The organism is Klebsiella sp. HC6 (genome assembly GCF_022605325.1).
GTDB lineage: Bacteria > Pseudomonadota > Gammaproteobacteria > Enterobacterales > Enterobacteriaceae > Klebsiella > Klebsiella terrigena.
Genome location: NZ_CP093276.1, coordinates 3,888,836 through 3,915,047 on the forward strand (window position 1 = coordinate 3,888,836; position 26,212 = coordinate 3,915,047).

Sequence of the window (26,212 nt, forward strand, 5' to 3'; positions counted from 1 at the left end):
TCTAGTGTCATACAATCATACGAAAAATGAGGAACTGCTCCTCAAGGAGGCATGATGGAAGAGAGTGAACTGTTTCAACAAGGCTTTGCGAACCGCAAAGAGGTTTTAGGCGAGGCGCACGTGGATAAATCCTGGGCCAGCGCCGACGACTTTAATCGCCCCGTCCAGCGGCTGGTGACGGAGTTCTGCTGGGGCCGGGTGTGGGGTGACGAAACGCTGCCCTTTAAAACCCGCAGCATGCTCAACATCGCCATGCTGACCGCAATGAGCCAGCACCACGAGCTGGCGGTTCACGTCCGCGGCGCGCTCAACAACGGCGTCAGCAAGGCCGAGATCCAGGCCGTGCTGATGCAAACCGCCGTGTACTGCGGCGCGCCCGCCGCGCTCGCCGCGTTTCGCATCGCCAGCGCCGCCATTGGCGAATGGGAAAAGGAGAATATCGCCCGGCCATAGCTACGCATCCTGACCCTACACATTCACCGCCGCCGGCGGTGAGTTCCCAACGTCAAACGCGCCCTGAGAGGCGCGAACAAAGCAGGAGACAGACATGGTAAGCATCGGTGCCAACCAGGCCGTCACTGAAGTGGAACAACAACAATCACATGAAGAGAAGCGCAAAAGCGCCGTGCGCGGCGCATTCTTTTCCGAATATATCGACATGTTTGATATCTATCTGCCGGTGGTTGCGCTGTCGCCGGTGCTGTTTTATTTCCAGCCGCCCAATCTCTCCAGCGGCACGGCGACCATTCTGGCTTCGCTGGTGTTTATCACCACCCTGCTGGGCAGGCCGCTGGGGGCGCTGATTTTTGGCATCGTGGCCGACAAGCTCGGGCGACGCAAAGCTTCCATCTATTCGGTGTCCGGATTTGGGATCGTCACCTTCCTGATCGCCCTGCTACCGGGATACGAGACGCTCGGCCTCACCGCCTACGTTTTGCTGGTGCTGCTGCGTTTTATTGACGGCATCTTTCTCGGCGGCGGCTATACCGGGGCCATGCCGCTGGCCATCGAGTACGCCAAAAAAGAGCAGCGCGGCTTTGTCGGCGGGCTGATCATCGCCGGTTTCCCGGCCGCCTATGTGACCATCAACTTAATCACCATGCTGATGTTCTTCCTGTTCCCGCTCGACGGCATCCACTCGCCGTATGCGCAGTGGGGCTGGCGTATTCCGTTCGTTATCGGCGCGCTGCTGGCGGGCGCCCTCGCCCTTTATTATGTCCATAAGGTGGCGGAGTCGGAGGTCTGGCAAAGCGAAGAAGGCGCGGTGAAAGAGAAGCTGCCGCTGCGTGATTTGATTAGCGGCAAAAGCGCCCGCAACCTGCTACAGGTGCTGATAATGATGACCGGCTTCTGGTTAACGCAGAATATCGTCACCATCTATCTGCCGACCGGCCTGCTGATCAATACCCTGCATCTGAGCGGCTTTGAGATGACCGCCACGCTGATGCTCACCTACCTGGTGCTGTTCTTCAGCTATATCGGCGCCGGCCTGCTGGGGCAAAAATATGGCCGCCGTCGCTTCTTTATCGTCGTCGGGCCGCTGATTGCCACCGTTGGCGCCGCCATCCTCTATTTCCTCAGCAGCGTGCCGCATCTGCCGCTGTGGGCGGTGATGACGCTGGTCTGCCTGCTGGCCGTGCTGGTCACCTCCCCCTGGGGAGTGATCGTGACCTATATCAACGAACGATTCGTGACCGATGTCCGGGCGACCGGCTTTGGCGTGGGCTTCAGCCTGTCGGTGATCCTGCCGTCGTTTTACGCCTTTTACATGAGCTGGCTGAGCGCCCTGATGCCGCTGGCCCTGACCGCCGTATTCCTGCTGGTGCTCGGCGGAGTGATTGGCACGGTGGGCGCCCTGATGGGACCCGAAACTAAAAATGTGGACTTCACCGCACACTAACCGCAAGCACAGGAGAAAAGTGATGCCCGGTAAAAAGTTAGGTTTTATTGGCTTAGGCAACATGGGAGGACGCATGACCCGTTGCCTGGTGGACGCCGGTATCGAGGTACTGGGGTTCGATCCTCAGCCCGGCGCAGCGCAAAAAGCCGGCGCCCGCGAAGCGCGGGACGTTGGTCAGGTGGCGGCGGAGTGCGATCTGATCCTGCTGTCGCTGCCGGATAGCAAAGTCGTCGAAAACGTGATGCTACAGCAGGAGGGACTGCTTGCTCATTGCCGCCGCGGGCAGATTATCGTCGATTTGAGTACCGCCGCGGCGGCGTCAACCGTGCGCCTGCACGGCCTGCTGCGGGACAAAGGCGTCGCCTATATCGACGCGGGGATCTCCGGCGGCGCCGCGGCCGCGGAAAAAGGCCAGCTGACGCTGATGGTCGGCGGCGAGGAGGCTGCCATTCAGGCGATTGAGTGGGCGTTCGCCCCCATCGCCAGCAAAGTGGTGGTCATGGGTGCCAGCGGCGCGGGCCACACCACCAAGCTGCTGAATAACTTCCTCAATGCGGTCAGCCTGGCGGCAACCGCCGAGGTAATGGTCGCCGGTAAAAAGGCCGGTCTCGATTTACCGCGGCTGCTGGACGTGCTGAACAGCAGCAGCGGGGTGAACTTCGCTACCCTCAACCGCTTCCCGCGGATCGTGCAGGGCGACTACCTGGAAGGCGGATTAACCGGCAAGCTGATGACCAAGGATATCGTGCTGTATACCGACCTGCTGCACCAGCTCGGCGTCACGTCGTTAAACAGCGCCGGGCCGCTCGCCAGCTTCGGCCTGGCCACCGCGCTGGGCTACGGTGATGCCATCAGCAACCGCGTGGTTGATGCCATCGGCGATATTTCCGGCGGTATCCGCCTCTCTTCTTCCGATAACTGATACGGAGCACATTATGCGTATTTTTCATGGCCGCGAAGCGAACTTACCTTCTGAAAAACGAGGAGCCACCTTCACCGGCGAGGTCTGGGCCGATGTGGTGATGCCGGCAGCCGACGGGATCACCATTAACAACGTCTTTTTTACGCCGGGCGCGCGCACCTTCTGGCACACCCACGAACAGGGTCAGATCCTGCAGGTCACCGCGGGCAAAGGCTGGATTTGCGTGGCCGGAGAAAGCGCGCAGCCGATCCGCGCGGGCGATACCGTGTGGATCCCCGCCGGCGAACGCCACTGGCACGGCGCGGCGCAGGATAGCTATATGCTGCATACCGCGACCTCGATCGGCAAAACCGGATGGCAGGACGAAGTCACTCAGGACCAATACGAACAATCAACCCGTTGATAGAGGGCGCAATGAATAATAGCCAACCCGATTTACGCCAGCAGGTGCTGGATGCGCATCACTACTGGGAAGAGGGTCAGGATGCGCTGCTGCGTCTTGATGCCGGTTTCCTGCAGGCCTGGCACCGGATGGCCTGCGTGCCGTTAAGAAAAAATCATTTGGAAAACAAAGTGAAAGCCATGGTCGCGCTCAGCGCCAGCCTGGCCTCGACGCATATTTATCAGCCGGGGATCCGCCGCCATATCGACGTGGCGCTAGGATACGGCGCGACCCGCGAAGAGCTGGTGGAAATCCTCGAGCTCACCAGCACGCTGGGGATCCACGCGGCCAATATTGGCGTCCCTCTGCTGCTGGAGGTGCTGGAAGAGGAAGGGCTACGCCAGGGGCCGGCGCCGCTGACCGAGCGTCAGCAGGCGCTGAAGGCGAGCTTTGTTGCCAACCGCGGCTACTGGCACGCCTCATGGGACGGTTTGTTAGAGCTGGATCCAGATTTGTTTGAATACTATATCGAATTTTCATCCGTCCCCTGGCGAACGGGCGTACTATCACCCAAAGTTAAGGAGCTTATCTACTGTGCCTTTGACGCCTCGGCCACGCATCTGTATGAGCAGGGTCTGAAGCTGCATATGCGCAACGCAATCGGCTACGGCGCCACGAAGGAAGAGATTATGGAAGTGCTGGAGATCGTCAGCCTGATTGGCATGCACGGAGCGGAAGCGGCGGCGCCGCTGCTGGAACAGGCGCTGAACCAGCGCTGAATAGCTGAGTCACAGCAGGGTAACTTGCTGTGACTCAGAAAGATGTGGTACAAATTGTGGTGTCTTTTGTCATACAGGAATACAAAAATGAACACGGAGATGAACTTAGTCCGGCCGAATACCCTGCGCCGTCAGGTGGAAAATGCCCTTCGTGAAGCCATCATGTCCGGTCGCTTTCATCCAGGCCAGCGTCTGATTGAACGCGAGCTGTGCGAAAATCTCGGCGTGAGCCGTACCTCTATCCGTGAAGCGTTACGCCAGCTGGAAGCGGAAAAACTCATCTGCATCGTGCCGCATAAGGGTCCTACCGTCGCCAGTATCTCCCTGAAAGAGGCCGAGGAGCTGTATGCGCTGCGCAGCGTGCTGGAAGGGTTTGCCGCCAGAGAGTTTGCGCTGCAGGGCAGCGACGCCAGCATCGCGCAATTCGCTCAGGCCGCGGCTCAGCTGCGCGCAGCCGCCGAGACGGGCCAGCAGGAAGAGGTGCTACGCGCCAAAACCGCCCTGTATGACATCATTTTCGATAACTGTAATAACAGCCTGGTGAAAGAGATCCTCACCAGCCTGCATTCACGGGTGAACCTCCTGCGCGCCACCTCGCTGATGGAGCCGCATCGTATGCCGTCCAGCCTGGCGGAGATCGATCGGTTAGCCCAGGCGCTGCGCGATCGGGATGCCGAGCAGGCCCAGGCGATCGCCTCTCTACACGTCAATAATGCCTGCCAGGTGGCGCTGCAGATGCTGCGTCGTCAGAGCGAAGAGTAGCCGGCGCGGCGGCATCCGCCTGCAGATCCATAAATGAACGGCGCGTGGCGACTTCCGGCGCCTCATGGCTTCATAACGATGCGGCCCAGCGGTTTTGCGGTCTCGGCGAATTCGTGAGCCTCGGCAGCGTCGGCCAGGGGAAATATGCGGTCGATGACAACCCTGATGCGCCCTGCCGCTACGGCCTGCAGCATCTCGTCCACGCTTGATCGAACTGCGGGCCTTGCAAAAAGAGGTCCCATGAATACCCCCATGAGCGTCTGGTTAGACTGCATTGGCGGCCACAGGTCGACACTCAGGCTGCCACCGCCCGCATTACCAACGAAGACCAGACGCCCTTCCGCAGCAAGTGCAGAAAGTGAAGCAGGCAGCGTCGTCCCCACGGGATCGATGACGAGGTCAGCGCCGGCGCCGCGGGAGATCTGTCGGACGCTGTCCACCATGTTATTCGCGGCGCGATCCACGACATGGTCGGCACCCAGTTCAAGCAGCCGGCTCCTGCGCTGCGTTCCGCTTGCCACGGCGATGACCGTCGCGCCCGCCTGTGAGGCAAGCTGGACGGCGGCGAGACCCACGCCGCCGGCTGCCGCCTGAATAAGGACGGTTTCTCCGTGCCGGAGCATGCCCCGCGTGAAAAGGCAGTGATGCGCGGTGCCAAAAGAGATTGGTAGCACCGCCGCTTCTGCCGCCTCCACCCCATCGGGTATCAGCCACGTTCGTTCCGCGGGCACGGCCCAAAGCTCCGCATGCGACCCCTGCATGTTAAAAGCAGCGACCCGGTCCCCAACCTTACGGCTACGGACGTTCGCTCCAACCGCAATCACCGCGCCCGCGGCCGCGTAGCCGACGATCCATGAAGGATGAGGCGGCGGCGTTGAACGGCGGTTGATCAGATCCCCCCCTTCAATCGAGATGGCCTCGACAGAAATCAGGACGTCATCAGGTCCTGCAACCGGATCGGGGATATCGACATATTTCAGGACGCCGGGAGCGCCTTCCGCATCATAAACCGCTGCTTTCACAAGTACTCCTCCGTCTCTCTGACCGCTCGACGGTCACAACCGCCGCTCGCTGCCGTACGGCTGCGTAACGCTTACGGCAGCCTGGCAATCACTTTAATCTCAAACTGGAATCCGTAAAGCCAGGTCACGCCGATCCCGGTCAACGTGGGATAAGGCGCTTCCCCCCAATATTCTGGCAGGACGCTCCAGATAGCGTCGAGGTTCGACTCAGGATCGACGACGAAGAGGGTGACGTCAACCACGTCATCGAACGTGCAGCCCGCCGCCGCGAGAACGGCATTAAGGTTATCGAATGCCAGCCCAATCTGCGCTTTTAGATCCGGCTCAGGGGAGCCATCCTCGCGGCTACCAACCTGCCCCGAAACGAACAGGAAACCGTTAGATTTGATGGCCGGCGAATAGCGATTGCGCTCATAGAGCGCCTGCCGACCGAAGGGAAATACTGCTTCGCGTGCCGTCATGTTTGTACCTTTGCAATGGGGCGAAATCCGCCCGGTGAACATAAAGACACTTTACAGGAGCCAGATCGGGCGGATAAACAGGCGACTTTGTCCATCATTGTTTGTAATATCCAAACAATCGCTGAAAAGAGAGGATAAGGAATGGATCGTTTCGATGCGATGCGCGCCTTTGCTCGCGTAGTGGAGGCAGGTAGCTTCACGAAGGCTGCCCAAACGCTTCATATGAGCAAAACCACGGTGACGCAGCTCATTCAGCAGCTGGAAGCGCGCCTGCGCGTCAGGTTGCTTCATCGCACCACCCGCAGGCTCGGGGTCACTCCCGATGGCGCGGTTTACTACCAACGCGTCATCCGCCTGCTGGCGGACATGGAGGATGCTGAAAACAGCCTGTCCAGCGCGGCGATTACGCCCAGGGGACGGCTGCGGGTGGATGTGCCCAGTCCGCTGGCCCGCCTCGTCCTGGTGCCGGCGCTACCGGCTTTCCACGCGCGCTACCCTGATATCCAGTTCGACATGGGCGTGAGCGACCGGGTGGTGGATCTGATCGGCGATAACGTGGATTGCGTCCTGCGCGGGGGCGAAATCAACGACCAGTCCCTGATCGCACGCCACGTCGGCGATTTGCCAATCGGCGTGTACGTCGCGCCGAGCTACGTGGAACGCCTTGGCGCCCCTGCGCACCCGCGGGAGCTGGAAAACAGCGACCATCGCATAGTCGGATTTTTGTCTTCGCGCACCGGTAAGATTGATTCTCTGGTACTGCGCAGTGAGAGTGAACGTATTGAAGTCACGGGCAGCTATGTACTTGCCGTGGATGATGGCAATGCTTACCTCGAAGCGGGATTAGCTGGGTTAGGCGTGATTGCGCTGCCAATCTATATGGCGGCAGCACATCAGGCTGTTGGCGCTTTAATTCCGCTATTTGAACAATGGCGTATCAGCCCCATGCCCCTGCACCTGGCGTTTCCGCCGAACCGCCACGTCAACGCCAAACTGCGAGTTTTTATTGATTGGATCGTTGAATTGATGCCGCAGCATGCCCCGTACTCCAGCGATAAGTAGCGACATCCCAGCCCGCTGATTCGCTCCGGCAACGGAATCAGGCGTTATGGAACCGACCAAGTCCGAAAGCGGCGATCGGTACGGTACGAATCCGTTGACTTACTCAAGCGCGCTGACTACGTCCGCAAATCTTTTTAGCGCAGGGCCGGTCGCTTTTTTTAACGTGAGTGGCTTAATGAGACCAAAGCAACAAGGGGCTACCTTTCGGTAACCCCTTGTTTTATTTGGCGGAAGCGTAGAGATTCGAACTCTAGAACCCTTTCGGGTCGCCGGTTTTCAAGACCGGAGAAGCAACCATATGAATCAATGAGATAGCGTAATTAACTGGTATATTTGGTATTTTTTCATGGGTCTAATTTCAATAAGTTAGACACTTTCTCGCACATAGTATACCAACAATATTTAGATCCCTTGCTACACAGGACAGTCGTCCCGACGCAGATCGTTAACGGAAAACGTAACCACGCCGAACACCTCGACTCCATCACCCTCGATCGCCTCACCGTCTCTGGTGATAAACGAACGCCCCATTAGCCGGCCAAAATCCGTCATCCCGTCGTAGCGGATCAGCACGATGTCGCCTTGCCCTGGGCGGAGGGACATATCCAAAATTGCATAACCGGAGTCTGTTTTAATAAATCGTGAGTTGCCATCCACCTGGCACAGTTTCGTGATTGTGAGAGTGTCCTCGACATAATCAGCAGCTGGCGACGGAAATCCCATTAGAGAATCCTCCCCATATTAATCAGCATCCATAACCGGTTTTCGTTATCGTCCGTGGTTTTGTTGACAAAAAAAGTCTGGTATCGCTCTATCCACTGGTTAGCCTCGCGGCCGGAGAAATGAACTCCCCTTTCCTGTAGTCTGCGCACGAAGTCCCACGTACGCAGATACTGATACCCTTTCGGGTTGCGAGAAATAGAGGCGCAGAACGCCTCCCTGATTTTGTGCTGGAGCATGGTAGCCTCCTGATTAATACTGGTTGTGTATACAGTATTTTTGTCTAGGAGGCAGATCAAGACAGGTCTCGCCTATCAATAATGACCTCAGCTGTAACGTATTGATGAAACTAATTTGCAAGCAGAAAAAGATTTGTAAGCGCGTCCCTCCCCTAACACTGCGCACATTCGAGACTGCACTTCTCCTGCTCAGCAACTATCATTGGTAGTAGTTAATTGGTTACAAAACTTACATTAAGTTACAATGCGTGCTATATGTTTATAAAACATAACTTGTGACAAGAGACTATGAGACTTCCGTTGGTACTGAACTCATTTTATCGAGTGTTTGCACAAAACCTACCTGAGACTATAAAACCGTCATTAAGGGGCTGGTATAACGAGTTAAATAAAGTTTTCACATACGGATTTAGAAATAAAGATATTTTTACGGCTCTCGACTTTGAAATAAATTCACATTGTAATCTAGAGTGTAATTACTGCCCCGCATCATTTAAAGATGGTCGAGGGAAGCACCTAATGCCATACGAAACGTTCAAAAAAGCCATTGACGACCTGTCAAAAATAAATTACTCAGGAAGGATTTCACCTCACTTTTTTGGAGAGCCTCTTCTTGATGAAAGGCTTCCTGAATTAATGGCATACGCCAGACAAAAACTTCCAAATGCAGAAATAATAATACATACAAACGGCATAAGATTAAGCAAAGAAAAATATGATGCCTGCATGTCTGCTGGAGTTACAGGGTTCCTGGTAACAAAACATACAAAAATGATGCCTAAAAATATAGTTGATATAGTAGAAAACAAATACGCGGCACACGGAACAATAAAAGTTAGAACAATTGAAAACCTTACTTTATTTAATAGAGGCGGCTCCGTCAAACCTAAAAAAGAAAGAAAAATGAAACGATGCTTTTATCTATCAGATGAAATATCTATAACTCACACCGGTAACGTGGTTTGTACAAACGATTTCGGAGAAACTCATGTTTTTGGAAATGTTAATGAATCGAACTTGCTGGACATATGGAATAGTAAAGAATTCAAGAAAATCAGAAAGGATCTCAAAATAGGGATTTTCAATCTGGATATGTGTAAAAAATGCGTTGGCATTAAATAACAAAACATATACGGGAAAAGCCCCTTACTGGGGCTTGTTTTTGCGTTTTTCCGCCATTGCTACGTTAGCTTCCTCGTTAGCCTTACGGATTTTTTCCGCGACTCCCTCCTCCGCTTCACGTTTTTTAATCTCTTCCAGCTCTTCAGATTCCAGAATAGCATTATATTTACGCACCAGAAACTGAAGCCTCTCACTATTGTTTTCAGACTCCAGTTGCACAATATGAGCAGTTGCTTCAAAAAGTTTTTGACGAGTTTCGCAAAGTTCAATTTCTAATTCAATTTCGTGTTTATCTGACATTTTATTACCGCTCCTCAAATTTTGTTTTTTCATAGCTTACAGCAGAATCAGTAGCCTTATCCAACGCGGCAGCAATAGCCGACTCCTCGCTGTCGTAATCTGTAATATTTACTTCAGAGATAAAATCAAGTCCGTTTTCATTCGTCAGACAGCAAACCAGCTTATCACTGTAATTAAAATACTCAGCCTTTACAGACATTATGACCCCCTTATCCCGAAAATTACCCATGAGTTACCATCGTAAATGGCTGTGTATTCACCTCGGGCCACCGTATGCAGCGTGTATGTGCTAAAGCCCTCTACCAGCAAACCATCGGCGCTGGAAAAATAAAGGACGCCGGCGCCCAGCACTCTGATTTTTATTGGGTGGCCGGCAAGCAGTAAAGAGGATGTTGGTAGAGTGATCGTGATACCTAACGCCGTAACTGTAATGTTAGGTATAAGCGACGTAAGGGTTACACTGGTCGATACTACACTTATTGACAGTGCTTGTTTACGAACCCTGCCATCTGTATCCCAGCGCACAAGGGTAGATTCTTCGGAGTGATTCGTATCGTTCGCAAGGTTCATCAGCTCGAAACTGGCTACTGTATTTGTATTCATTAGTCGAAGACCTACTGCGGCACCGGACTGGTCAAAAAATCCTATTCTTGGAGCGTACACACCAGCGTATGACAAAAAGTTGGACTGTTTAGACCCCTGTGCCATAAACCCAAACTTCCAGTTTTTCCCACCAGACCCTCGGGACAGGTAAGCGGCGGTACAGTCATATAAACCTCCGAGCACGACCGTATCAAAACCGTTAATCTCACTAGAGTTTGCAGTTTTATTATTACGTACACCGGCTTCGACAATAACCCCTTTAGTAGCACGCCCGTTTTCGGGTAGGAAAAGGTTAAGATTGCCCGTCCATATTTTATTTTGAGGATTTAAATAGAATCCAACGCCATTTACTGGCGTTGTTGTTGTTGTTCCACTATCCGCCCATTCGTCTACGCTCAAGGTGCCATCAGAATTTTTCCCAGTAATAAATCCGTTACAAGGAGTAGAATGCTTTGTGTAAATCACATCGCCGATTTTGGCGTTTATCCATGTATCAGGATCAGAAGGCTTTATAGAATTTTCGGTATAGGTGGCGCTTTCAACGTCTTCCCATGATTCATACGGTAACGAAGAGATATCACCGTAAAGCGTAACCCCATCGGTTCCATTCGATGAATACGCTCGCAATCCCCTTGAATTAGCAACACCTGAAATTAACGGGTTAAATAAATCCCCGCCAGACTGGTTCCCCCTCAATGACAAGACCATGCCATTCCGCCTGATTCCAGTCAACTTTTTTCCAAGGGCAAGACTGCCAATGCCCATATAGTCAAAGTCTTTATCAGCCGAAAACATATTGGCGATTATCGCGTCGTTTGATTCATCTTTTCCCAAATACGGGCGCGCAACTCCGATATCTGCCAGAGACAGTAGCGAAGACAGCCTGTCAAATATATTACTGTGTCTATATCCGACAATAGCCCCACCGATTTCTGACACCAGGTTTTGGCGAAGCGCTGCATCACCGACAGATACAAAATGCGCAGCGTCGGTACTGGTCCATGTTTCGTCAGTATTACCAGCCGTGGTAAACGGGATATCTGTCGCCGCGGTAAGTTTGTACAGCTCGTTGTTATAACGAACGAGCTGGTTATATTCGGTGACTGTCAGCGGGTTACCGCCTGGAATGGTCCCCACTGTATAGTCGCCAATAACGTCATAGCCGGATGATGCAATGAACGTATCGAAGCGCGCATCCTGTCCGTCCAGTTGTGTTGTAAACCGGCTTTCTTTGTCCGCCTGAGCCACATCGAAAGCAGTTTCCTGCTCCGCTATTTGCGAGACAAATCGTGATTCAAAGTCACTCAGCTTTACAGTGAAGGCAGACTCCATGCCATACCATGTCATACGGTTGCGGCCAAGCCTGTCAGCCCAAATGGCTGATGTAATATCGTTCAGAGCTAGATCTAAATTCTGCGAGTTATCACGAATGTCGAGCACGCTTGCCGACGGAACAGGGTTGCCCGTTAAATAAAATGGCATATTAGTATTACCTCAGAAACAGATCAGGCGGGGATTTCGGGCCAGGAGATATCAGGGGCGGTAGTTGTATCAATACGGCTAAGAGCGACCCGGTATTTTTTCCACACTGCCAACTGAGCTATTTCATCATCAGTCTGAATGCCCAGTTCGACGGCATCCTTCAGGGGAGCTATTTTTTCGTAAGCCTCCCGCATCAACTTATTAAGAAGTTCACCTGCAGCATTAACATCGGCCTGATGTTTGGCTTCCTGGTCACTAATCCAACCATCGCCATTCCATTTTTGGTAGCTGTCTGCGGGTGCTATTTCCGTCACATCATCCGGCAGGGCGCCGAGATCTGAAATTTCAATGGGTTCGCCAGATACGGTGCTGTATACGATTTTTCCGCGATGGTCCTCGAAAAGAGACCACAGACCCGCCTCGATATTGAAAACCGCCGTTTCTCCGGTGGCTATTTCGGGTGGTGAACTTTGGGTGCTGCAGGCAGGCAAGCCAGTGTGAGGCGGGATCGTCAATTCTTCAACGCCCACCAGCTCCCCCGTATCGTCACTGATATGATAAACAGTTACCACCTGAGGTTTGTCAGACATTTCAAAAGCCATTATGCGAGCCTCACGATGTAGTTAAATGCGATGTTTTTAACGGTGTTTTCTGTGTTACCCGTAGCATCAACAGTAATGATGTGCGAGTGGGCGCCAAGAGCCAGGGTGTGCGTATGCGCGCCGGCAGTAGAGGTTGTGCCAAAGTTATTGGCGCTGTTGCTGCCAACTTCCTGATCGCTACCGCCCTGTTTCTGCATACCGCCACCCCACGTGTGAGAGTGATCCCCGTTGCTGCTTGTTGTTTTCGTACCAAGATCTGTGGATGTCGCAGAGGCTGTATGTGTGTGCGACTTCACGCCATCCTGCTCTTGCGAAAGCACCGCCCTACCTGAAGACGGCTTACCTTTGATAGTCCATCCCCTCATATCAGGGAGAACACCAGATGGGTACACCGCCGCAAGTAACGGGTATGCTGTCAGGCTGAATGTTTGTCCTTGCATAAATGCAAAGGAACCGGCGGAAGGTAAGGAGTCAGATGGCCATGCGATAGGAGTACCCACTGGTACAGCTGCAGACGATATTGTTTTTAAAATCTGAAAAATCTGGGTCGAATCATCCGGGTTAAGTGTAAGGCCAAATCCCTCAACAACATTTACAAGTTCAGTTTGAACTGCATTAAACCATTCGGCAACCAGCCTTGTTGGCGCAATACCGCTTGCAACTTTTCCGTTAGTAAAAAGACCATCAAGGGCCGTGAGTGGCTCAACGTCACTTATTTTTAACATGGCGATACCTGCAAATTAAAATATCTACATTAAAGTTCAGTATTTCAGTGATGACATATTGAAATAACTAAGATTCAGGCCATTCTCTGTTCATGGCTATATCAAATATCATGCGATATTCTGGTGTATTCAGTTCGGCATCCAGACCGTACGCAAAAATAATATTAATATGTGAGGGTGCTATTTTTGTTATGGAGCACTCAAATTGCTTGTCACCCCATGACGCCAGTGCGTCACCACAAAAGGTGGTCCCCGCATACGAATATCTTACCGATGATCCAGGAACATTAATCTGCCAGGTAAACGGCCATTCCTCACCATTTATAGGCTCATCACAAACCGACATCCCGCACATCGCAGGCCGGAACTGGTTTATGGTGATTTCATAACCTAGTGCTGCAGCTACATTGATGTAATAGGCCCGATTCAGGCCACCGGTACTGATAAGCTTTGAAACAACAGCTCGCTGCCGATCGCTGATACTTCCGACCTCACCAATCGCGCAATCATCGGGAAGGCCAAGCGCGCTCTCCCATTCGGAAAGCATCATCAATGCTGTTGACGGAAAGCCGCCACTAAGCAGTGCCTGTGAGTCAGTGTCAGAACGAGCAAAGGAATCGCCCAGCGCCCTGAGGGTCGCGTACTGAGTGCTTTTTAGATCACGTGGCCACGCGAGACCTGTGGGAATCAAGGCAAAAAGTGCGCGGGTATAGTCGTCAACGGAGTACAAACTCATGTGAAGTTAACCTCACCCAGTAATGGTAACTCCCCCGTTTCCAGAATGATATTCTGCGCAGGGGACTCCAGTACATATCCGGTTGAACCTTCAACCTGGCTCAGCGCGCCATTAATATCGGATAAATAAATCTTCCCATTGCCATCCGGATTGCCGTTTTCAAAAAACAGTAAATTGATAGCATCTTTTATTGCCTGTATTGTGTCGCTGTCGGTATTCGGAATGCCTGAAATGATGAGGTCTACAACTTTTTTTATTGGAGAGCAAACATAGATGATTGCGGTATCCGCCTGGAGCGGATAAATATAATCAGCTACCCTGCCCTGATCTCCCGTCGCCTTTATGACACCCCAGTCTTCCAGTGAAGAAACGCCATCGGTTCCTGTAGGAAACCCGTTATTTGTCGCATCATTTCCATCACACATAATGTAAATGACAACACTCCCTACACCCATTCCCCGGCGTTTTACCCATGCACGGGTAACACCGGAGACGGCCAACGCCCATTTTTTATAATCGGCATCACTTCCGCCCTGAGGCGGATTCTGGTATGCCAGCAGGCCCCTCTGCCTGAAGTCCTCAACACCTTCGATGTCGGTGCCGCCTGTTGCCGGGTTAATCAATGTTAACGAGTTGTCTATACCGGATACATTCGCATCAAGGGTGAGAATTGTACCTGCGTCAGCATTGCCATCACTCCCGCCGCCTGTCGAATCATCAGTCAGATCAGGCAGGATAGCGGTGATGGCCACCGTCCCCTTTTTCCCGGAACCGATAATCAATTCCGCATCAGTAACGTACTGATATCCATCAGACCGATTAAGAACCGTCCCTGCAGGGAGTCTGTATCCCACGGTACCGGTGGCTTCAACTTCGGTAGAACGTGAGGCGGTGGCCGCCTTGCGATAAATCTGCTTTAGGGCCATCCAACCCGCCAGCCATTCATCGGTAGAGGTGAATGGGTTTGTCTGCAGGGCAATGTAATCCAGGTAGGCATAGTGCAGGTGTGACATACCCGCATCCATATCTGCGATAACCTTGAGGTTACCGAAGCGAAGCAGTGCACCGACATTTTTCAGTTCAGCCTGCATAAACTGCCGGTTTTCTTCGCGCAGTTCACTCAGCGTTTTTCGTTTAAACGGCATTGTTTATTTGCTCCCAGATCCAGAAAAATGCGCTCTCCTGCCAGTCTCCGTCCGGCGGCAGATAACGAATAATCAGATTGAGCCTGTTCGGCATAACGATCTGTGTTGCGCAGCTGATATCACTGACCACACCATCACTTTTCAGCCAACCAAGAGCCTCGTTCGCATACTCTTCTGCCCTGATTGCGACATTAGTCGTCAGTTTTTCGCGGCGCAATAACCACAAGCGAGACCCCAGTTGCTCATCTGCGTCTGAATCCCCCCACCAGCCACGGCGATCACTACCGTCATAATTATCGTCCCGGCGGGCAAGGCGATCAGTGAACAGGCTGATAATGATTGCAGTTTGCAGGTCGTTGCCGGTTTCCAGCGCGCCGAGATCGGATCGCCAGTCGGCACAAAGCGCATCGACATTCCAGAATGATGAAATATCACTCATACCTGTTCTCCCGGTTTCTCGCTGGTTACGGTGTCGTTACCTTGCTCGACCCCTTTCACTTCATGATCGTGATCGTTATACGCATCCCGTAGCTGTTTCAGCGTTTTGTCGTTGGTTTCACAGTTATCAATAACATCACCGGTGACGAGTAATTTAGGTGTGATGAGCTTTACCTGTTCTGTCGCGGTAGCTGTCAGATTTTTGGCATTATTGACGATTACGTCCTGACCCTTTGCATTGATGATGACGCCGGCCTCCGTCAGCTGGATGTAAAGCCCCCACTGGTTGTACATCACCGTTTCACCGGGGTTCAGATCTGAATGGCGGTATCCCTGATGGTTAGAAGCGATAACAACAGGGTTGGAGCGATTCGCCCCGAGGAATACCAGCATCACATCTGTCCCAACGGGCAGCCCGGAGGAAAACCCAAACTCCGCAAGCCTGTGGGCGTTGGCGACCTCGAGCGGAGTCTGATACTGCACGGACTGGGTTCCACCGCCGTCCTTCATCGCAGTAACTCGCCCCACTCCCAGCATATTTGCGAAAAATCGAAAAAAACTCATGAGTTGAATCCTGCTATCTGCTGGTAAAACGCATAGGGTTGCACCGCAAAGGCCTCTTTCGGCATCAACGTCAACCGGGCATGCGTGCCATCGCTGTCCCGCATAAACGTGACTTCCGCTATCAGTAATTCAGTGTTCGGCAGCCTGAGCGTGGGGAGATTCACCGGGATCAGCGTATTTGGTTCCCACAATTTCCCCGCCTTATCCCGCCAGCTGTCTACCGTGACGCTTATCTGCTTCGAGCGGCCGTACCGGCGGTTCATCTCCCAGTCGATCGCGCGCTGCGCCTGCTTCGACGCCATCAGCGTGCTTTCAACGATAATGATGCGTTTACGGTAGCGCATCTCCGCTGCTTCAGGGTCACGAGCGGTCGCCAGCGTCACCGAATCATAGGCAGTATCCGGAGAAAAACCGGCGATCGGAGAAACGCTCATTGAGACGCCGACATAATCAGAGAACCGTTCCGACATATCAGCGCGGTAGTACGCCTGCTCGACGTTCTCACCTTCTGCCACCCCACTGGCCGCCCGCCGTGTGCCTACGCGGGTAAGCAGCAGGTTACCGTCGGGCAGATCGTAATAGAGCAGCGCCGACCACCGGGATACTCGCTCGATGATCTCCTGTGGCGATTCCCCCCAGTTAATCGTGAACTGGGGTACCTCCACCAAATCATCAACATCGGATGAAACTTTAATGCCGTACCATGAAGCCAGCCGGGAAGCGATGCTAAGCGCATCACTTCCGTTGATAACGTTGTTCGGCCACTCTGCAGAACAGTCCACCAGATCCTGACATTTGCTGCGTCCGTTCGCCTGAACCTCATGTCTGGCACGCGTTATCGCCGGCTCCCAGCTGTCAACATAACCCGTTATCACCGGGTCCTCACCAAAGTGGACCTCGCAGGGCGCGCCTTCCTGCACCAGTTGGCGATCCTGGGTGCCAGGGTAATAATCCAGGAGTCCGAGGCTAAAATCGGACGGGAAACGCTCAATGGAGCGCGTCACGCGGACTGAATCCCAGCCCTCTATTTTTTTGTCACCGACTGTCAGCGTTACTACATCCTGATCATCGCTCATTGTCGTAACACCCTCATCGAAACAGGCATAAAGGCCGGATGCGGTACGTCTGACTCCTGAATCAGCTCATCAGCGCGCCCGACATCCTGATATAACCGATTAGCCAGTGCCAGCGCGGGGAGTGGTTGCGCAGAATTGAACTGCATGAGCTCGCTTAAACTGGCTGAAAGCGCCGACATGGTGTCAAGAAATGAAGATCTGACCAGCAATAATGAACTGTAGAGTTCATCGTCAGCGCGGTCGCCTGTCGCCAGCAGGGCTGCATCCAGCTGATCAGAGACCCGGCGGATTATCTGCTCTGCCTCGTTACGACTCGTCGGGTTTGATTCGGCGGCAGCGGCCGCCATTGCTGCGCTGCACAGAACAATGATGAGAACATTGACGCTTTCCGCTATATCCGCCCCTGCTGACGACTGCTGATATTCTGAACTGGTGGCGCTGGCCAGCTTTCCCAGCGCGGTTATACGCTCATTAACACCTCCGGTGCAGTTGAGGATCGCGTTAATAACGTCGGCGGTACGCTGTACAAAATCATCCACCGTGGCTGAGCTATTCAAACCACTGACGGTGTCAAAAATCCCCTGGCGGTCCATGATGGCGCTGGCAGATACCTGCTCAGACAGTGATTCAAAATCATCGGTATCATCGGCTGAACTGCTACCGGTCACCCCGGATGACGAGCCACCTACGGTCCCTTTGCTGTAACGACCGTACCGCTGATTCCCGAACGTGGATTTCAGAACGTTACTGACGTTCGTCACCTCGTTGATGGTGCTGTCCACCATGTTGATCCAGAAGCCGATTGTGTTCTTTATGGTTTTGATGGCCTGCGTCATCCCGCGGATTTCGCCTTTAATCCGCGCGATCGTACTGAGCACCGTCGTGCTGACCAGTTTGAGGTAATTAGTCCGAACGGTTTTACCTGCCGCACTGCTGCCGGTAACTGCAAACACTTTCAGTCCGGACTCGATAGCCATCAGCGTAAATTCAAATACCCGTCCGGCATCTGCCGAACCGGATAAGCGCAGTCCATTTTCGGGTATAGCCACCGTCATTTCACCCAGGGTAGGATGAATCAACGTACCGGCGCCCTTATCTTCACATGCAGAGATAAGCGCCTGACGCTGGGTAATAACATCCCCACCGCCATACATCTGGCTGTCCTGAATGAGGAAGCCACGAATAACAATCCGCCGGACACCGCGCCCCATGTCCTCTATCCAGGCGGTATCACGATAAGGGTATTCGTGCACCGCCTGGCGGCGACCGTGACTGCCTTCCTCGGCGATAACGGCAAACGGAACACCCCGGAAACTGGAAGGTTGCAGCTTGCTCAACCAGTCGTCACTGGCATCGCCCCCCATCAGCGAAGAAATCGCATCCTGAATAATTGGCATATAAACTCCGGGTATAAAAAAACCGCCTTGCTGAAGGCGGTCTGTTTGCAACTATGCGAGGATTTTCTAATAACTCATCGGGAGTGTTATGCGTCCGCCGTTTTGTGTTTCAAACACTTTCCGGTCCCCTTTTTCATTAACCGTGGTTATTTCGAGTTTCAGCTTGTTATCTTCCATAGCGCTTTTGAACGATTTGGTTAAATCATTAACGGATACAGAACCCGCGCCCGCCGTGGGCTGAACAATGCTACCAGGTTTCTCCTGATTAATTCCTGATGGGTTTCCACCAGTATCGCCGCTGATAATGTCCTGGTAATACCCTAAAACCGCACCAGGATACGCTGCATTCTCCCGCCCCCAACGACGCCGGTCATAACCACCATTGTAGTAGCGCAACGCTAACGGGATGTTGCCACCCGCGTTTCGCATGTTTTCCGCCATAATCTGCGCGCCAGCGAAGATGTTCTGACGAGGATCGGTCCAGTCTGAAATGCCTGTAGACTTAAAATTAGACGGTATAATCTGCATAAGCCCGCGGGCCCCGGCTCGGCTAATGGCATAGGGATCACCCTTAGATTCCTGCTTCATGATGGCTTTCAACAGACGCGGATCCACGCCATACTTTCTGCCTGCCTCACTGAGGAGATCGTCATACCGGCTGGTATTGTCGTTCTGGCGATAAGGGATTTTTTCATTGCCGGAGGCTTTTTGCGGAGCAATCACTGACATATCACCACGCAGACGCTCTGCCGCATCCGTCGCGCCATATTCTGCATCATAGCGTTTACGGACGGCGTCGGTCATAAAACCCGCATCGACCGCCCCACGCTCCCGGCGAGTGAGTTTATTATAAAGGTCTTTATTTCCCTGGATGCGGCGTAGCTTTTCGGCTTCATCAGTGTTGATAAAGCCGGCTGCGTGAGATAAGGCAGTTAAATCACCGTTGGTCAGCAAATCCGTGATACCCTCCAGTCCATTTTTTACGGAGCCGTCGGACATAACAAATTTCAGAACCTTTTTTTCTGACTTATTGATTAAACCATCCCAGGCAGCACCCAGTTCATTCATCGTCACGTTGACATCTGAAAGCTGTTTATTCAGACCTGGATCAACAGTCAGACCAAACTCATCGGCTTTCGCCAGGAGTTTTTTATAATTCGCGCCTTCACGCATCAGTGTCAGAAGCTCTGGCGTCAGACCCATAGCATCCGCGAACGATTTTTGCTGGTCAGGTCGCAGGGTCGGAAAAATTTTAGCAATCGACTCCAGTGTTTTGAGGGTATTCACTGAGCCGTCGCTGTTCTTTTCGATCTGCGCGCCAATTTGTGCCATAGCAGCCATAACACCCGCATTCTTACCGCTGGCGGCCTCATTGAATGCTTTAAAAACTCCCTCAATTGATGAGGCCGCACTTTCACTATCTGCCCCCAGAATACGCATCGCGCCTGCCAGGCGCGTAAAATCCTGAACACTCATGGCCGTGTTCTGCGCCTGAGTATCGAGGTTGTACGCCTCCTTAGCCGCTTCCCTGAAACCGTCGGCGACCTTTTTTATGCCGTATCCGACAACGCCGGCCGCACCAAAGGTTGCCATTTTACCTGCCAGCTCGCCGACGATCTTCAGTGGAGGAATGATATCGCCGATGAACTGGACGTTATCCCGTGCGCTACGGGCCATTTTATCCAGCCGGCCGCCGACATCATCCAGGCTATCAACCGTCTCATCACCGCCGAGGTTAAGCTTTTCCTGCGTCTTATCCAGTTGAGGGAGCAGGTTTTTAATGGCCTCGTTGATTTCATCAATGGTGGCGCTGACCCTGTCGTCCGCAATCAGCTCGAAATCGAATGCATTACTCATCGTCCTGATCTCCGGACTTCAGTTTATTAATTCGTTTGGCCTGCACCACCCACCAGAGCAGCCGTTTCTGGGTCATACCCCACGCCCGTTCGTCGCTCCACCCGAAATAGAAGGTGACGTCCGCCGCCAGCTCCTGCCACGCCGTCAGGGCTTCCAGTTCAAAAAACCGAGCAGATACTCCTTACATTTGCAGAAATCCACATAGTCCATCGGCGCCAGCACGCTTTCCCGGGTGTCTGTCACCAGGGCGATCAGCAAGCGCATTGCAGCAATCGAGGTAGAGGATTCCTGTTTTTCGTAGAACTTCTCAACCTGAGTCAGTGTAGGGGCCTTCAGCTCCAGCTGCTCATAACGTATTTTTTGCGCGGCATCGTCCAGGGGGACGGTCAGAATAATGATCTTCGTACGTTCTAATTCAGCCATAGATTAATTCTCCGTCACGTCGCGGCCTTCCCAGCGAACATCGAACACTGCATCTTCGCTTTCAACTTCCTGAACGTTGACCGTCCAGAGCGCGCGACCAATAATCGTTTTCCCGTTCGCCAGCTCGGCGATCACGTTAACGTTGGTCTGCCCGTTAAACCCCCGGACACTGGTGCCGCCGCTGTCACGCAGGCGAGCTGAGATATACCCGGCAACCGGTTTTTCCTTATAACCATGCACACCATCCATACCTGTCAGCGTCGAGCGGTTAACAGTGGACGGCTGGTATTTAAAGGAACCTTCCACCATCACCGATATACCGTCCACGGTGACATAGGCGGTACCGGCCAGGCGGTTAGAGGTATCAGCCATGAGTTATGCTCCTGTATCTGTTGACTGCGCCTGCAGGCGGAACTGGTTAAGCAGCGCAAAAATACGCAGCTGATTGATGAGCGTTCCCGGCCACAGGACGTCAACGCGGTTCGGATTGGACGCATTTTGTTCAACTATGATATTTTTCGCGAACGCGTCGGCATCCTGTGCATACCCGTTAAACACCAGTGTCTGGTATTCCGCGATCTGGTCTGCTTTGATGATATTGGGTGTCACAATGGGCTGACCGGGTGCAAATCGGGTACCATCGGCAGCCAGTTTCATGCGCCCGAACTTGCTGGTCACCGCCGTGCGGAGATAGCGGGTCACGAACATCAGGCTGAACAACGTCTCCACCTGCAGATAGCTGTCGTCTTCATCGCCGTAGCTGTTTTTCTGGTAGGTGGTGATGATATTTTCCACGTTGACCGTCCCGTCGTCGGCGACGGTGTACGTTGAAATACCGCTGTACAGCAGGTTGTTACGCTCAGTGAGCTCGAAACGGTCCTGCAGAGCGGGCGCCAGTACGCCATAAACCGGCAGGCTCTGCAGCGGGCGGCCAGGATCGTTCCGCAGGCTCGGGGCAATAGCCCCGACGATTGCAGCAGACCAGATATAACGAGGCGTTGGCGAGCGATAGACGCCCAGCAGCGTTTCATGCTGGTTATTTCGGGTCTCGCCTTTCGTACCCAGCTCGGCGTAGGTTCCCGACGTCGTGCCGAAAGCGTGACCATACAGCTGCTTATCCCATGCCCAGCGGCCGGAAGCATCGTTCAGAAACGCCCTCATCGCATCGAGAGAGGCGGTATCGTCGTAGGGGTTGATGATGAAATCAAACGTCTTATCCTGCAGGTTGCCCAGCGCATCGACAAAGTCAGGCGCGCCAGCGCCGCCCGCCATCGCCGTGATGGTCAGGGTGAGACCCGCCGGCGTCGATTCACCGCCCTGCGTCCCCAGGTAGTTAAGGCGAATATCCATCCCGTTACCCAGGAGGCCCGCATTTTTTGCCGTCAACTCTACCGTATCGGTCGCATCCGATTTAACGGCTGCTGTAACCGGGAGGTCCGTTTTACGGGCGATAGCGGCCACCAGTGCCGTCGCAATTTGCGCCGGCGTATCAGTTGCCAGCACGGTGAGTTGCACGCGGGTCCCGGCGAGGTAAAGAGAGATTACGCCCGTCTCAGACGCCTGTGACGCAACCTTGATACTCCCCTTCGCCGCCGTCATTGATTCTGTATCGTCTGCCAGCGGCAGGATCCAGATTTCAGCGGCCGTGTCATTCTTCTGATAGGCGGTCATCATGCCATGCAGTTGTGACCCCTTACCAGTCAGATCCCCTACACCATTCGCCGAAGAGACTTTGACGGGGATATTGACCTGCGCCGAACCAGCAGCCAGCATCTGGCCAATCAGCAAGGTTCGTTGCGTCACTGTCGCGGTATTGGCCATCGAGTTATCAAACTCAACATAAAACAATGGCGTCCGGAGATTTCCAGGAACTCGTGAAAACGGAACGGTCATTTAAGCGTCCTCTTTTTTAACGGTGTTTTTCACACCTTTTTCCAGCACCAGGCTGACATCGCCATCCTTCAGCCGGCGGCGCCAGAACGTATTATCCGGGACAACCGCACCTTCTACAGGCAATGGCTCACCCCGGACGGGGCAGCGAACGCTAAGCCCGTCTTTTGGTTTTACAAACATGGTTACTCCTGCAGGTTAATACTGATGCCAGGCCGCTGCGTGCCGTCAGGCATTTCGATGGTGATATCACTCCCCTCCAACGGCGGTGGGTCGATGGGATAAAAATCTTCCGGCCCCTGATAATGTTCGATGTCGATCTCAAACAGCAGCTGGCCCAGATGAGCCTCCCCCTCGCCGTCAACGTCAATCGTCGAACGGATTTCCGCGTACTTCTGGATTTTACGGGTGAGCTCGTAGCTGTTGATCACCGCCCTTTCTACCTGCTCGCGCAGGTCCTCCAGCGCAGTTTCGGCCCGCATGGCGCCGTCATCATCGGTTTCCCCGTCATATTCCTGGACTCGGCCAGTAATGCGAACAGTGGTCACCGTGGTAAACGCCGGCGTATTCCGGCCCTGCGCCTTTTTATGGTCAAACGGGGTCTGCACCAGCAGCGCTGGATAAAGTGCCGCCGAGGTTGGCCAGTCCCGCGGAGAATAAACGCGGTCGCCGGCATCGGTGTGACCGACCAACGCCGTCACCACCATTTTACGAATAGCTGCTGCATTCATCGTTCTTTCACCACATTGAGAACAAGGCGGGATCCGCCATGACTGTCCGGCTCGACATTGGACACCGCGAATAACTGATTAATGACGTGGCCGCCCACTGTTTTAATAAACACCCGGTCAGATACTTCGGGCTGCGGCTTACCAAGTTTCCTGAACTCGGCATCACGCACACCCAGCATCGGGCTGGAAGTGTTAATCACTGAATCCCCGTCAAGGTTTTCAGCAGCCTGGGCATAGCCACGGTCAAAAATGCCGTTAATCGTGAACGGAGCACCGCTTTTAGGGCGGTACTCGTGTTCATCGCCGAAGACGCCATGAAGCGGACTCAAAAGGTGTAAATCCCAGTCCACTCCCATATGCTTACTCCGTAGTGATGCTCACGGCAGGCGCCGCAGAGAGTATGCGCTGACGCAGAACCTGAACATCGGCAATCACACCAGCAGCCAGCAGGCGCTCAGCATCCTTACCGGATACCGGGATACGCACATTTTCGCGGTAAATCCCTCCGTCATGGCGAATGCAGTTCCCCTTCAGAACCACAAATTCAGGAGCTGCGGCTTCTTCGTCCGCATCATCCTCAGCACCATCATCACCGGATGAATCGGCACCGCCCTTATCGCCTTGCTGCTGATTACCTGCGACGCTTTCGCCTGCATTCAGGTCATCAACGTTAAGGTCGTCTTCGCCAGTGCCTTCCGCATTCAGGTCATCCACCGACCCGGTTTTGGTTGTTTTAGCCATATCAGACCACCGTTGCGCAGAGGGAAGCGTTTACCCGGCTCGGAATAACCAGCGGAGAGGATTGCATCAGGATAAGGCGTTGTGCCGGGTCTTCTTTCACCCATGACTTGGGTGCATAGGCCAGCGGGCCGTAGTTGAATGCCGGATCCAGAATGACGCCAAAGGCGCGGGTACCCATCAGGTCCGCACCGCTCATGATGACGGCACCATCAGGGATCATCGGCTTCTCAACGTTGTCCAGCGGGTCAATGTACCAGTCGTTATATAACCAGAGGTCAAAATTACCCCAACGCCCTTTATAGATAGCCCCCTTCATCACCTGCGGACCCGCATTAATCTGGTTACCAAATGGGCTCAGCGCCGGGAAGTTGATGGCATTATCCTTGATGGTGGTATCTAGGCGGAATGCACGCCACGACTTATTCGTGAAGACCAGGTCAGTGGCGACAGAACCGGATTCTTTCAGGAAAGTGGTCTGCCAGTCTTCAATATCATCTGACGGTTGGGTATTGGTCGCACCGGCGGCAACGGTCAGCGGCCATTTATCCGAACCGCTCAGGGTGATGGTCAGGTCAGAAGCGCGACCAAAGTCCACCACTTTGGTTTCGTAACCCTCCCCGGTGACCGTGACTGTCCCGGACACCAGCGCGCTGGCCGCCATCCACTCCAGACGACGATTGATCATGTCGATCTGGTCAGTCATTTCAAACTGAAGATTTAACATTTCACGTTCGGCGGCGGTGTATTCGCCACCAATTCGCTCGCCAATCTGACGACGAATAGGTTTACGCAGATCAGGGGCGCGCTTGTCTTTGATGTACGCAGGTTTGAAGGTATTGGTCTGGTATTTACGGGACTCGACCAGCTTGCCCTCCACCAGCGGAGAGACAAACGGCGCCATACGACGCAGACCGACATCAACATCAATCGCCACTTCTTCAGTCTCGTAGGTCACGACATTCGGGAAGAAGCGATCGAGTAGCCAGTTCTGACTGGTTTTCAGGTTAGGAACGACCTGTACCAGTACGCTGGTATCATAAATATTTTCCATATTCAGTCTCTTGATAATGCCAACTGCACGCTGGCAAAAATTGGAATGAGTCAGCCCCTGCCGGTTAAAGCATTGGGTCAGAGGTAAGAGGGTTAAATCAGGAAGCGACTACAGGGGCCTGAGTGCTGTCTTTCAGGAAAATAGCCAGCGGGCGCAGCGCCGTTTTCATTGCCGCCAGAGTCCATGATGCATCAATAATGATATGGTTCTGGTTGAACTCGCCCATCAGATAGAGTCCGCCATTCTGATCGGCTGACGCGGCATCGACATTATCAACAAGAATTGCCACAGGCGTTTCACTGCCATCTTCAGCCGTTTTCACACAAGCAGTGTATTTTCCGCTGGCGGTGACCACTCCCAGCACCGTTCCGCGCTTATAGGTCCCACCGGTGATAATGCCGGTATCGGTAACTACCTGAAGCGTACCGGCGATGAGCTGGTCCGGCATAAACAAGGCACTTTTCATACCCGGAGCAAACTGATTCTGACCATACTGATCCATTATTTCTCTCCTTTGGTGGAGTTGTAGAGACTGGTCATTTTGTTCACCAGTGTCGCTTTACCGCCAGATGGTTTATCCCCATCCAGCCCAAGCCGGACATCATGGCTTTCCTGCATGCGCTGATCGAGAGAGCGCTTACGTGTCGCCTGCGGTTGCGACGCTGGCGCGGTAGATGCCAGAACGTCGATAGCGGCGGCAGCGCTCATCCCGGTATTGAATGCGAGCGAGGCGGCCAGTGATGGGTTTGCAGCAGCATGCTTACTGCCGAAGATGCGAGCGCAACGTTTACGCTCAGCAATGCGGGCACTTTTAGCCACTTTGCCTTCTTTGCGGTCATCGTCATCGTCGGAATCATCCTCTTCGGAAGCATCCGGATCGTCATCGTCATCTTCCGCATCATCATCGCGCTCGTCTTCTTCGGCGTCGTCGTCACGCTCATCGTCTTCAGCGTCATCATCACGCTCATCGTCTTCAGCACGACGGGATTTCGCCTTTTGGGATTTTTTATCGTCTTCCTCTTCGGAAGCCGACGCGCCAAGTCCAATAAGGTGGGCAAAACTAAACGGTTTCTTTGCCAT

At 53.4% G+C, this 26,212-nt stretch carries 33 protein-coding genes and 1 pseudogene; 8 read left to right on the forward strand and 26 right to left on the reverse strand.

Annotated features, from left to right (window positions below; all coding sequences use genetic code 11):
• Positions 1-54 precede the first annotated feature (54 nt).
• The 6 genes from MMW58_RS18755 (at position 55) to MMW58_RS18780 (ending at position 4,745) form a co-directional block, all read left to right on the forward strand.
• Complete coding sequence (locus MMW58_RS18755) at positions 55-453, forward strand: carboxymuconolactone decarboxylase family protein (RefSeq protein ID WP_045854701.1); 399 nt, start codon at positions 55-57, stop codon at positions 451-453.
• A gap of 94 nt (positions 454-547) precedes the next feature.
• Positions 548-1,900 (forward strand): MFS transporter, encoded by a 1,353-nt coding sequence (locus MMW58_RS18760; protein WP_133597204.1) that lies wholly within the window; start codon positions 548-550, stop codon positions 1,898-1,900.
• A gap of 22 nt (positions 1,901-1,922) precedes the next feature.
• Positions 1,923-2,822, forward strand: a complete 900-nt coding sequence (locus tag MMW58_RS18765) for an NAD(P)-dependent oxidoreductase (protein ID WP_241721830.1) — start codon at positions 1,923-1,925, stop codon at positions 2,820-2,822.
• A gap of 13 nt (positions 2,823-2,835) precedes the next feature.
• Positions 2,836-3,225 (forward strand): cupin domain-containing protein, encoded by a 390-nt coding sequence (locus MMW58_RS18770; protein ID WP_241721831.1) that lies wholly within the window; start codon positions 2,836-2,838, stop codon positions 3,223-3,225.
• 11 nt (positions 3,226-3,236) lie between these two features.
• Entirely contained in the window at positions 3,237-3,983 is a 747-nt protein-coding gene (locus MMW58_RS18775; RefSeq protein WP_159237174.1) for a carboxymuconolactone decarboxylase family protein, read from the forward strand.
• Between the two features lie 87 nt (positions 3,984-4,070).
• Entirely contained in the window at positions 4,071-4,745 is a 675-nt protein-coding gene (locus MMW58_RS18780) for a GntR family transcriptional regulator (protein ID WP_133597196.1), read from the forward strand.
• A gap of 62 nt (positions 4,746-4,807) precedes the next feature.
• On the opposite strand, the gene MMW58_RS18785 is transcribed toward MMW58_RS18780, so the two are convergent.
• Positions 4,808-5,767, reverse strand: a complete 960-nt coding sequence (locus tag MMW58_RS18785) for a quinone oxidoreductase family protein (protein ID WP_241721832.1) — start codon at positions 5,765-5,767, stop codon at positions 4,808-4,810.
• Between the two features lie 71 nt (positions 5,768-5,838).
• A complete protein-coding gene (locus MMW58_RS18790) occupies positions 5,839-6,228 on the reverse strand; it encodes a RidA family protein (protein ID WP_241721833.1) in 390 nt (129 codons plus the stop codon).
• Positions 6,229-6,369: 141 nt separating this feature from the next.
• Here MMW58_RS18790 and MMW58_RS18795 point away from each other — a divergent pair, with 141 nt between their 5' ends.
• Entirely contained in the window at positions 6,370-7,290 is a 921-nt protein-coding gene (locus tag MMW58_RS18795; RefSeq protein ID WP_241721834.1) for a LysR family transcriptional regulator, read from the forward strand.
• Between the two features lie 414 nt (positions 7,291-7,704).
• Here MMW58_RS18795 and MMW58_RS18800 read toward each other — a convergent pair whose 3' ends face one another.
• Positions 7,705-8,013 carry a S24/S26 family peptidase gene (locus MMW58_RS18800; protein WP_241721835.1) on the reverse strand — a complete coding sequence of 103 codons (309 nt, stop codon included), beginning with the start codon at positions 8,011-8,013 and terminating at the stop codon, positions 7,705-7,707.
• Positions 8,013-8,249: a hypothetical protein gene (locus MMW58_RS18805; protein ID WP_241721836.1), complete on the reverse strand. Its 237-nt coding sequence runs from the start codon at positions 8,247-8,249 to the stop codon at positions 8,013-8,015. Before MMW58_RS18805 ends, MMW58_RS18800 begins: the two co-directional genes overlap by 1 nt.
• 288 nt (positions 8,250-8,537) lie before the next feature.
• Between MMW58_RS18805 and MMW58_RS18810 the strand changes: the two genes are divergently transcribed.
• On the forward strand, positions 8,538-9,371 hold the full coding sequence (locus tag MMW58_RS18810; RefSeq protein ID WP_241721837.1) for a radical SAM/SPASM domain-containing protein: 834 nt from the start codon (positions 8,538-8,540) through the stop codon (positions 9,369-9,371).
• A 24-nt stretch (positions 9,372-9,395) separates the two neighbouring features.
• Here MMW58_RS18810 and MMW58_RS18815 read toward each other — a convergent pair whose 3' ends face one another.
• The 22 genes and pseudogenes from MMW58_RS18815 to MMW58_RS18920 form a co-directional block, all read right to left on the reverse strand.
• Positions 9,396-9,671 (reverse strand): hypothetical protein, encoded by a 276-nt coding sequence (locus tag MMW58_RS18815; protein ID WP_241721838.1) that lies wholly within the window; start codon positions 9,669-9,671, stop codon positions 9,396-9,398.
• 4 nt (positions 9,672-9,675) lie between these two features.
• Positions 9,676-9,870: a hypothetical protein gene (locus MMW58_RS18820; RefSeq protein ID WP_241721839.1), complete on the reverse strand. Its 195-nt coding sequence runs from the start codon at positions 9,868-9,870 to the stop codon at positions 9,676-9,678.
• The gene (locus MMW58_RS18825) at positions 9,870-11,756 is read right to left on the reverse strand and encodes a hypothetical protein (protein ID WP_241721840.1); all 1,887 of its coding nucleotides are present in this window, start codon (positions 11,754-11,756) and stop codon (positions 9,870-9,872) included. Before MMW58_RS18825 ends, MMW58_RS18820 begins: the two co-directional genes overlap by 1 nt.
• Before the next feature lie 23 nt (positions 11,757-11,779).
• The gene (locus MMW58_RS18830; RefSeq protein WP_241721841.1) at positions 11,780-12,358 is read right to left on the reverse strand and encodes a tail fiber assembly protein; all 579 of its coding nucleotides are present in this window, start codon (positions 12,356-12,358) and stop codon (positions 11,780-11,782) included.
• A pseudogene (locus MMW58_RS18835) lies at positions 12,358-12,885 on the reverse strand (phage tail protein); the annotation flags it as partial. The gene MMW58_RS18830 and the pseudogene MMW58_RS18835, both read right to left, overlap by 1 nt.
• Positions 12,886-13,150: 265 nt before the next feature.
• Positions 13,151-13,819 carry a YmfQ family protein gene (locus tag MMW58_RS18840; RefSeq protein WP_154916319.1) on the reverse strand — a complete coding sequence of 223 codons (669 nt, stop codon included), beginning with the start codon at positions 13,817-13,819 and terminating at the stop codon, positions 13,151-13,153.
• Positions 13,816-14,964, reverse strand: coding sequence for a baseplate J/gp47 family protein (locus MMW58_RS18845; protein ID WP_241721843.1), 1,149 nt, complete (start codon positions 14,962-14,964; stop codon positions 13,816-13,818). The genes MMW58_RS18840 and MMW58_RS18845 overlap by 4 nt, the downstream gene beginning before the upstream one ends.
• Complete coding sequence (locus tag MMW58_RS18850) at positions 14,954-15,403, reverse strand: phage GP46 family protein (protein WP_241721844.1); 450 nt, start codon at positions 15,401-15,403, stop codon at positions 14,954-14,956. The genes MMW58_RS18845 and MMW58_RS18850 overlap by 11 nt, the downstream gene beginning before the upstream one ends.
• A complete protein-coding gene (locus MMW58_RS18855) occupies positions 15,400-15,966 on the reverse strand; it encodes a phage baseplate assembly protein domain-containing protein (protein WP_241721845.1) in 567 nt (188 codons plus the stop codon). Before MMW58_RS18855 ends, MMW58_RS18850 begins: the two co-directional genes overlap by 4 nt.
• Entirely contained in the window at positions 15,963-17,042 is a 1,080-nt protein-coding gene (locus MMW58_RS18860; RefSeq protein ID WP_241721846.1) for a phage baseplate assembly protein, read from the reverse strand. The genes MMW58_RS18855 and MMW58_RS18860 overlap by 4 nt, the downstream gene beginning before the upstream one ends.
• Positions 17,039-18,439 (reverse strand): DNA circularization protein, encoded by a 1,401-nt coding sequence (locus MMW58_RS18865; protein WP_241721847.1) that lies wholly within the window; start codon positions 18,437-18,439, stop codon positions 17,039-17,041. The genes MMW58_RS18860 and MMW58_RS18865 overlap by 4 nt, the downstream gene beginning before the upstream one ends.
• Positions 18,440-18,505: 66 nt before the next feature.
• Positions 18,506-20,296: a lytic transglycosylase domain-containing protein gene (locus MMW58_RS18870; RefSeq protein WP_155005439.1), complete on the reverse strand. Its 1,791-nt coding sequence runs from the start codon at positions 20,294-20,296 to the stop codon at positions 18,506-18,508.
• A gap of 144 nt (positions 20,297-20,440) precedes the next feature.
• A complete protein-coding gene (locus tag MMW58_RS18875) occupies positions 20,441-20,719 on the reverse strand; it encodes a phage tail assembly protein (protein ID WP_154916314.1) in 279 nt (92 codons plus the stop codon).
• A gap of 3 nt (positions 20,720-20,722) precedes the next feature.
• Complete coding sequence (locus tag MMW58_RS18880) at positions 20,723-21,091, reverse strand: phage tail tube protein (protein WP_025713562.1); 369 nt, start codon at positions 21,089-21,091, stop codon at positions 20,723-20,725.
• A gap of 3 nt (positions 21,092-21,094) precedes the next feature.
• Positions 21,095-22,612, reverse strand: coding sequence for a phage tail sheath subtilisin-like domain-containing protein (locus MMW58_RS18885; protein WP_241721848.1), 1,518 nt, complete (start codon positions 22,610-22,612; stop codon positions 21,095-21,097).
• Complete coding sequence (locus tag MMW58_RS18890) at positions 22,613-22,792, reverse strand: DUF2635 domain-containing protein (protein WP_241721849.1); 180 nt, start codon at positions 22,790-22,792, stop codon at positions 22,613-22,615.
• Between the two features lie 2 nt (positions 22,793-22,794).
• Positions 22,795-23,340 carry an ATP-binding protein gene (locus MMW58_RS18895; RefSeq protein WP_241721850.1) on the reverse strand — a complete coding sequence of 182 codons (546 nt, stop codon included), beginning with the start codon at positions 23,338-23,340 and terminating at the stop codon, positions 22,795-22,797.
• Entirely contained in the window at positions 23,337-23,696 is a 360-nt protein-coding gene (locus MMW58_RS18900) for a head-tail joining protein (RefSeq protein WP_241721851.1), read from the reverse strand. Before MMW58_RS18900 ends, MMW58_RS18895 begins: the two co-directional genes overlap by 4 nt.
• Positions 23,697-23,700: 4 nt before the next feature.
• Complete coding sequence (locus tag MMW58_RS18905; RefSeq protein ID WP_241721852.1) at positions 23,701-24,081, reverse strand: hypothetical protein; 381 nt, start codon at positions 24,079-24,081, stop codon at positions 23,701-23,703.
• Position 24,082: 1 nt separating this feature from the next.
• Complete coding sequence (locus MMW58_RS18910; RefSeq protein ID WP_241721853.1) at positions 24,083-25,132, reverse strand: major capsid protein; 1,050 nt, start codon at positions 25,130-25,132, stop codon at positions 24,083-24,085.
• 97 nt (positions 25,133-25,229) lie between these two features.
• Entirely contained in the window at positions 25,230-25,634 is a 405-nt protein-coding gene (locus MMW58_RS18915; RefSeq protein WP_241721854.1) for a head decoration protein, read from the reverse strand.
• A complete protein-coding gene (locus tag MMW58_RS18920) occupies positions 25,634-26,212 on the reverse strand; it encodes a hypothetical protein (RefSeq protein WP_241721855.1) in 579 nt (192 codons plus the stop codon). The genes MMW58_RS18915 and MMW58_RS18920 overlap by 1 nt, the downstream gene beginning before the upstream one ends.

Excerpts from the sequence above, each read along its gene's own strand:
- MMW58_RS18755 (WP_045854701.1), top strand. The coding sequence starts at position 55 with ATGGAAGAGAGTGAACTGTTTCAACAAGGCTTTGCGAACCGCAAAGAG.
- MMW58_RS18760 (WP_133597204.1), top strand. The coding sequence starts at position 548 with ATGGTAAGCATCGGTGCCAACCAGGCCGTCACTGAAGTGGAACAACAA.
- MMW58_RS18765 (WP_241721830.1), top strand. The coding sequence starts at position 1,923 with ATGCCCGGTAAAAAGTTAGGTTTTATTGGCTTAGGCAACATGGGAGGA.
- MMW58_RS18770 (WP_241721831.1), top strand. The coding sequence starts at position 2,836 with ATGCGTATTTTTCATGGCCGCGAAGCGAACTTACCTTCTGAAAAACGA.
- MMW58_RS18775 (WP_159237174.1), top strand. The coding sequence starts at position 3,237 with ATGAATAATAGCCAACCCGATTTACGCCAGCAGGTGCTGGATGCGCAT.
- MMW58_RS18780 (WP_133597196.1), top strand. The coding sequence starts at position 4,071 with ATGAACACGGAGATGAACTTAGTCCGGCCGAATACCCTGCGCCGTCAG.
- MMW58_RS18790 (WP_241721833.1), bottom strand. The coding sequence starts at position 6,228 with ATGACGGCACGCGAAGCAGTATTTCCCTTCGGTCGGCAGGCGCTCTAT.
- MMW58_RS18795 (WP_241721834.1), top strand. The coding sequence starts at position 6,370 with ATGGATCGTTTCGATGCGATGCGCGCCTTTGCTCGCGTAGTGGAGGCA.
- MMW58_RS18800 (WP_241721835.1), bottom strand. The coding sequence starts at position 8,013 with ATGGGATTTCCGTCGCCAGCTGCTGATTATGTCGAGGACACTCTCACA.
- MMW58_RS18805 (WP_241721836.1), bottom strand. The coding sequence starts at position 8,249 with ATGCTCCAGCACAAAATCAGGGAGGCGTTCTGCGCCTCTATTTCTCGC.
- MMW58_RS18810 (WP_241721837.1), top strand. The coding sequence starts at position 8,538 with ATGAGACTTCCGTTGGTACTGAACTCATTTTATCGAGTGTTTGCACAA.
- MMW58_RS18815 (WP_241721838.1), bottom strand. The coding sequence starts at position 9,671 with ATGTCAGATAAACACGAAATTGAATTAGAAATTGAACTTTGCGAAACT.
- MMW58_RS18820 (WP_241721839.1), bottom strand. The coding sequence starts at position 9,870 with ATGTCTGTAAAGGCTGAGTATTTTAATTACAGTGATAAGCTGGTTTGC.
- MMW58_RS18825 (WP_241721840.1), bottom strand. The coding sequence starts at position 11,756 with ATGCCATTTTATTTAACGGGCAACCCTGTTCCGTCGGCAAGCGTGCTC.
- MMW58_RS18830 (WP_241721841.1), bottom strand. The coding sequence starts at position 12,358 with ATGGCTTTTGAAATGTCTGACAAACCTCAGGTGGTAACTGTTTATCAT.
- MMW58_RS18840 (WP_154916319.1), bottom strand. The coding sequence starts at position 13,819 with ATGAGTTTGTACTCCGTTGACGACTATACCCGCGCACTTTTTGCCTTG.
- MMW58_RS18845 (WP_241721843.1), bottom strand. The coding sequence starts at position 14,964 with ATGCCGTTTAAACGAAAAACGCTGAGTGAACTGCGCGAAGAAAACCGG.
- MMW58_RS18850 (WP_241721844.1), bottom strand. The coding sequence starts at position 15,403 with ATGAGTGATATTTCATCATTCTGGAATGTCGATGCGCTTTGTGCCGAC.
- MMW58_RS18855 (WP_241721845.1), bottom strand. The coding sequence starts at position 15,966 with ATGAGTTTTTTTCGATTTTTCGCAAATATGCTGGGAGTGGGGCGAGTT.
- MMW58_RS18860 (WP_241721846.1), bottom strand. The coding sequence starts at position 17,042 with ATGAGCGATGATCAGGATGTAGTAACGCTGACAGTCGGTGACAAAAAA.
- MMW58_RS18865 (WP_241721847.1), bottom strand. The coding sequence starts at position 18,439 with ATGCCAATTATTCAGGATGCGATTTCTTCGCTGATGGGGGGCGATGCC.
- MMW58_RS18870 (WP_155005439.1), bottom strand. The coding sequence starts at position 20,296 with ATGAGTAATGCATTCGATTTCGAGCTGATTGCGGACGACAGGGTCAGC.
- MMW58_RS18875 (WP_154916314.1), bottom strand. The coding sequence starts at position 20,719 with ATGGCTGAATTAGAACGTACGAAGATCATTATTCTGACCGTCCCCCTG.
- MMW58_RS18880 (WP_025713562.1), bottom strand. The coding sequence starts at position 21,091 with ATGGCTGATACCTCTAACCGCCTGGCCGGTACCGCCTATGTCACCGTG.
- MMW58_RS18885 (WP_241721848.1), bottom strand. The coding sequence starts at position 22,612 with ATGACCGTTCCGTTTTCACGAGTTCCTGGAAATCTCCGGACGCCATTG.
- MMW58_RS18890 (WP_241721849.1), bottom strand. The coding sequence starts at position 22,792 with ATGTTTGTAAAACCAAAAGACGGGCTTAGCGTTCGCTGCCCCGTCCGG.
- MMW58_RS18895 (WP_241721850.1), bottom strand. The coding sequence starts at position 23,340 with ATGAATGCAGCAGCTATTCGTAAAATGGTGGTGACGGCGTTGGTCGGT.
- MMW58_RS18900 (WP_241721851.1), bottom strand. The coding sequence starts at position 23,696 with ATGGGAGTGGACTGGGATTTACACCTTTTGAGTCCGCTTCATGGCGTC.
- MMW58_RS18905 (WP_241721852.1), bottom strand. The coding sequence starts at position 24,081 with ATGGCTAAAACAACCAAAACCGGGTCGGTGGATGACCTGAATGCGGAA.
- MMW58_RS18910 (WP_241721853.1), bottom strand. The coding sequence starts at position 25,132 with ATGGAAAATATTTATGATACCAGCGTACTGGTACAGGTCGTTCCTAAC.
- MMW58_RS18915 (WP_241721854.1), bottom strand. The coding sequence starts at position 25,634 with ATGGATCAGTATGGTCAGAATCAGTTTGCTCCGGGTATGAAAAGTGCC.
- MMW58_RS18920 (WP_241721855.1), bottom strand. The coding sequence starts at position 26,212 with ATGGCAAAGAAACCGTTTAGTTTTGCCCACCTTATTGGACTTGGCGCG.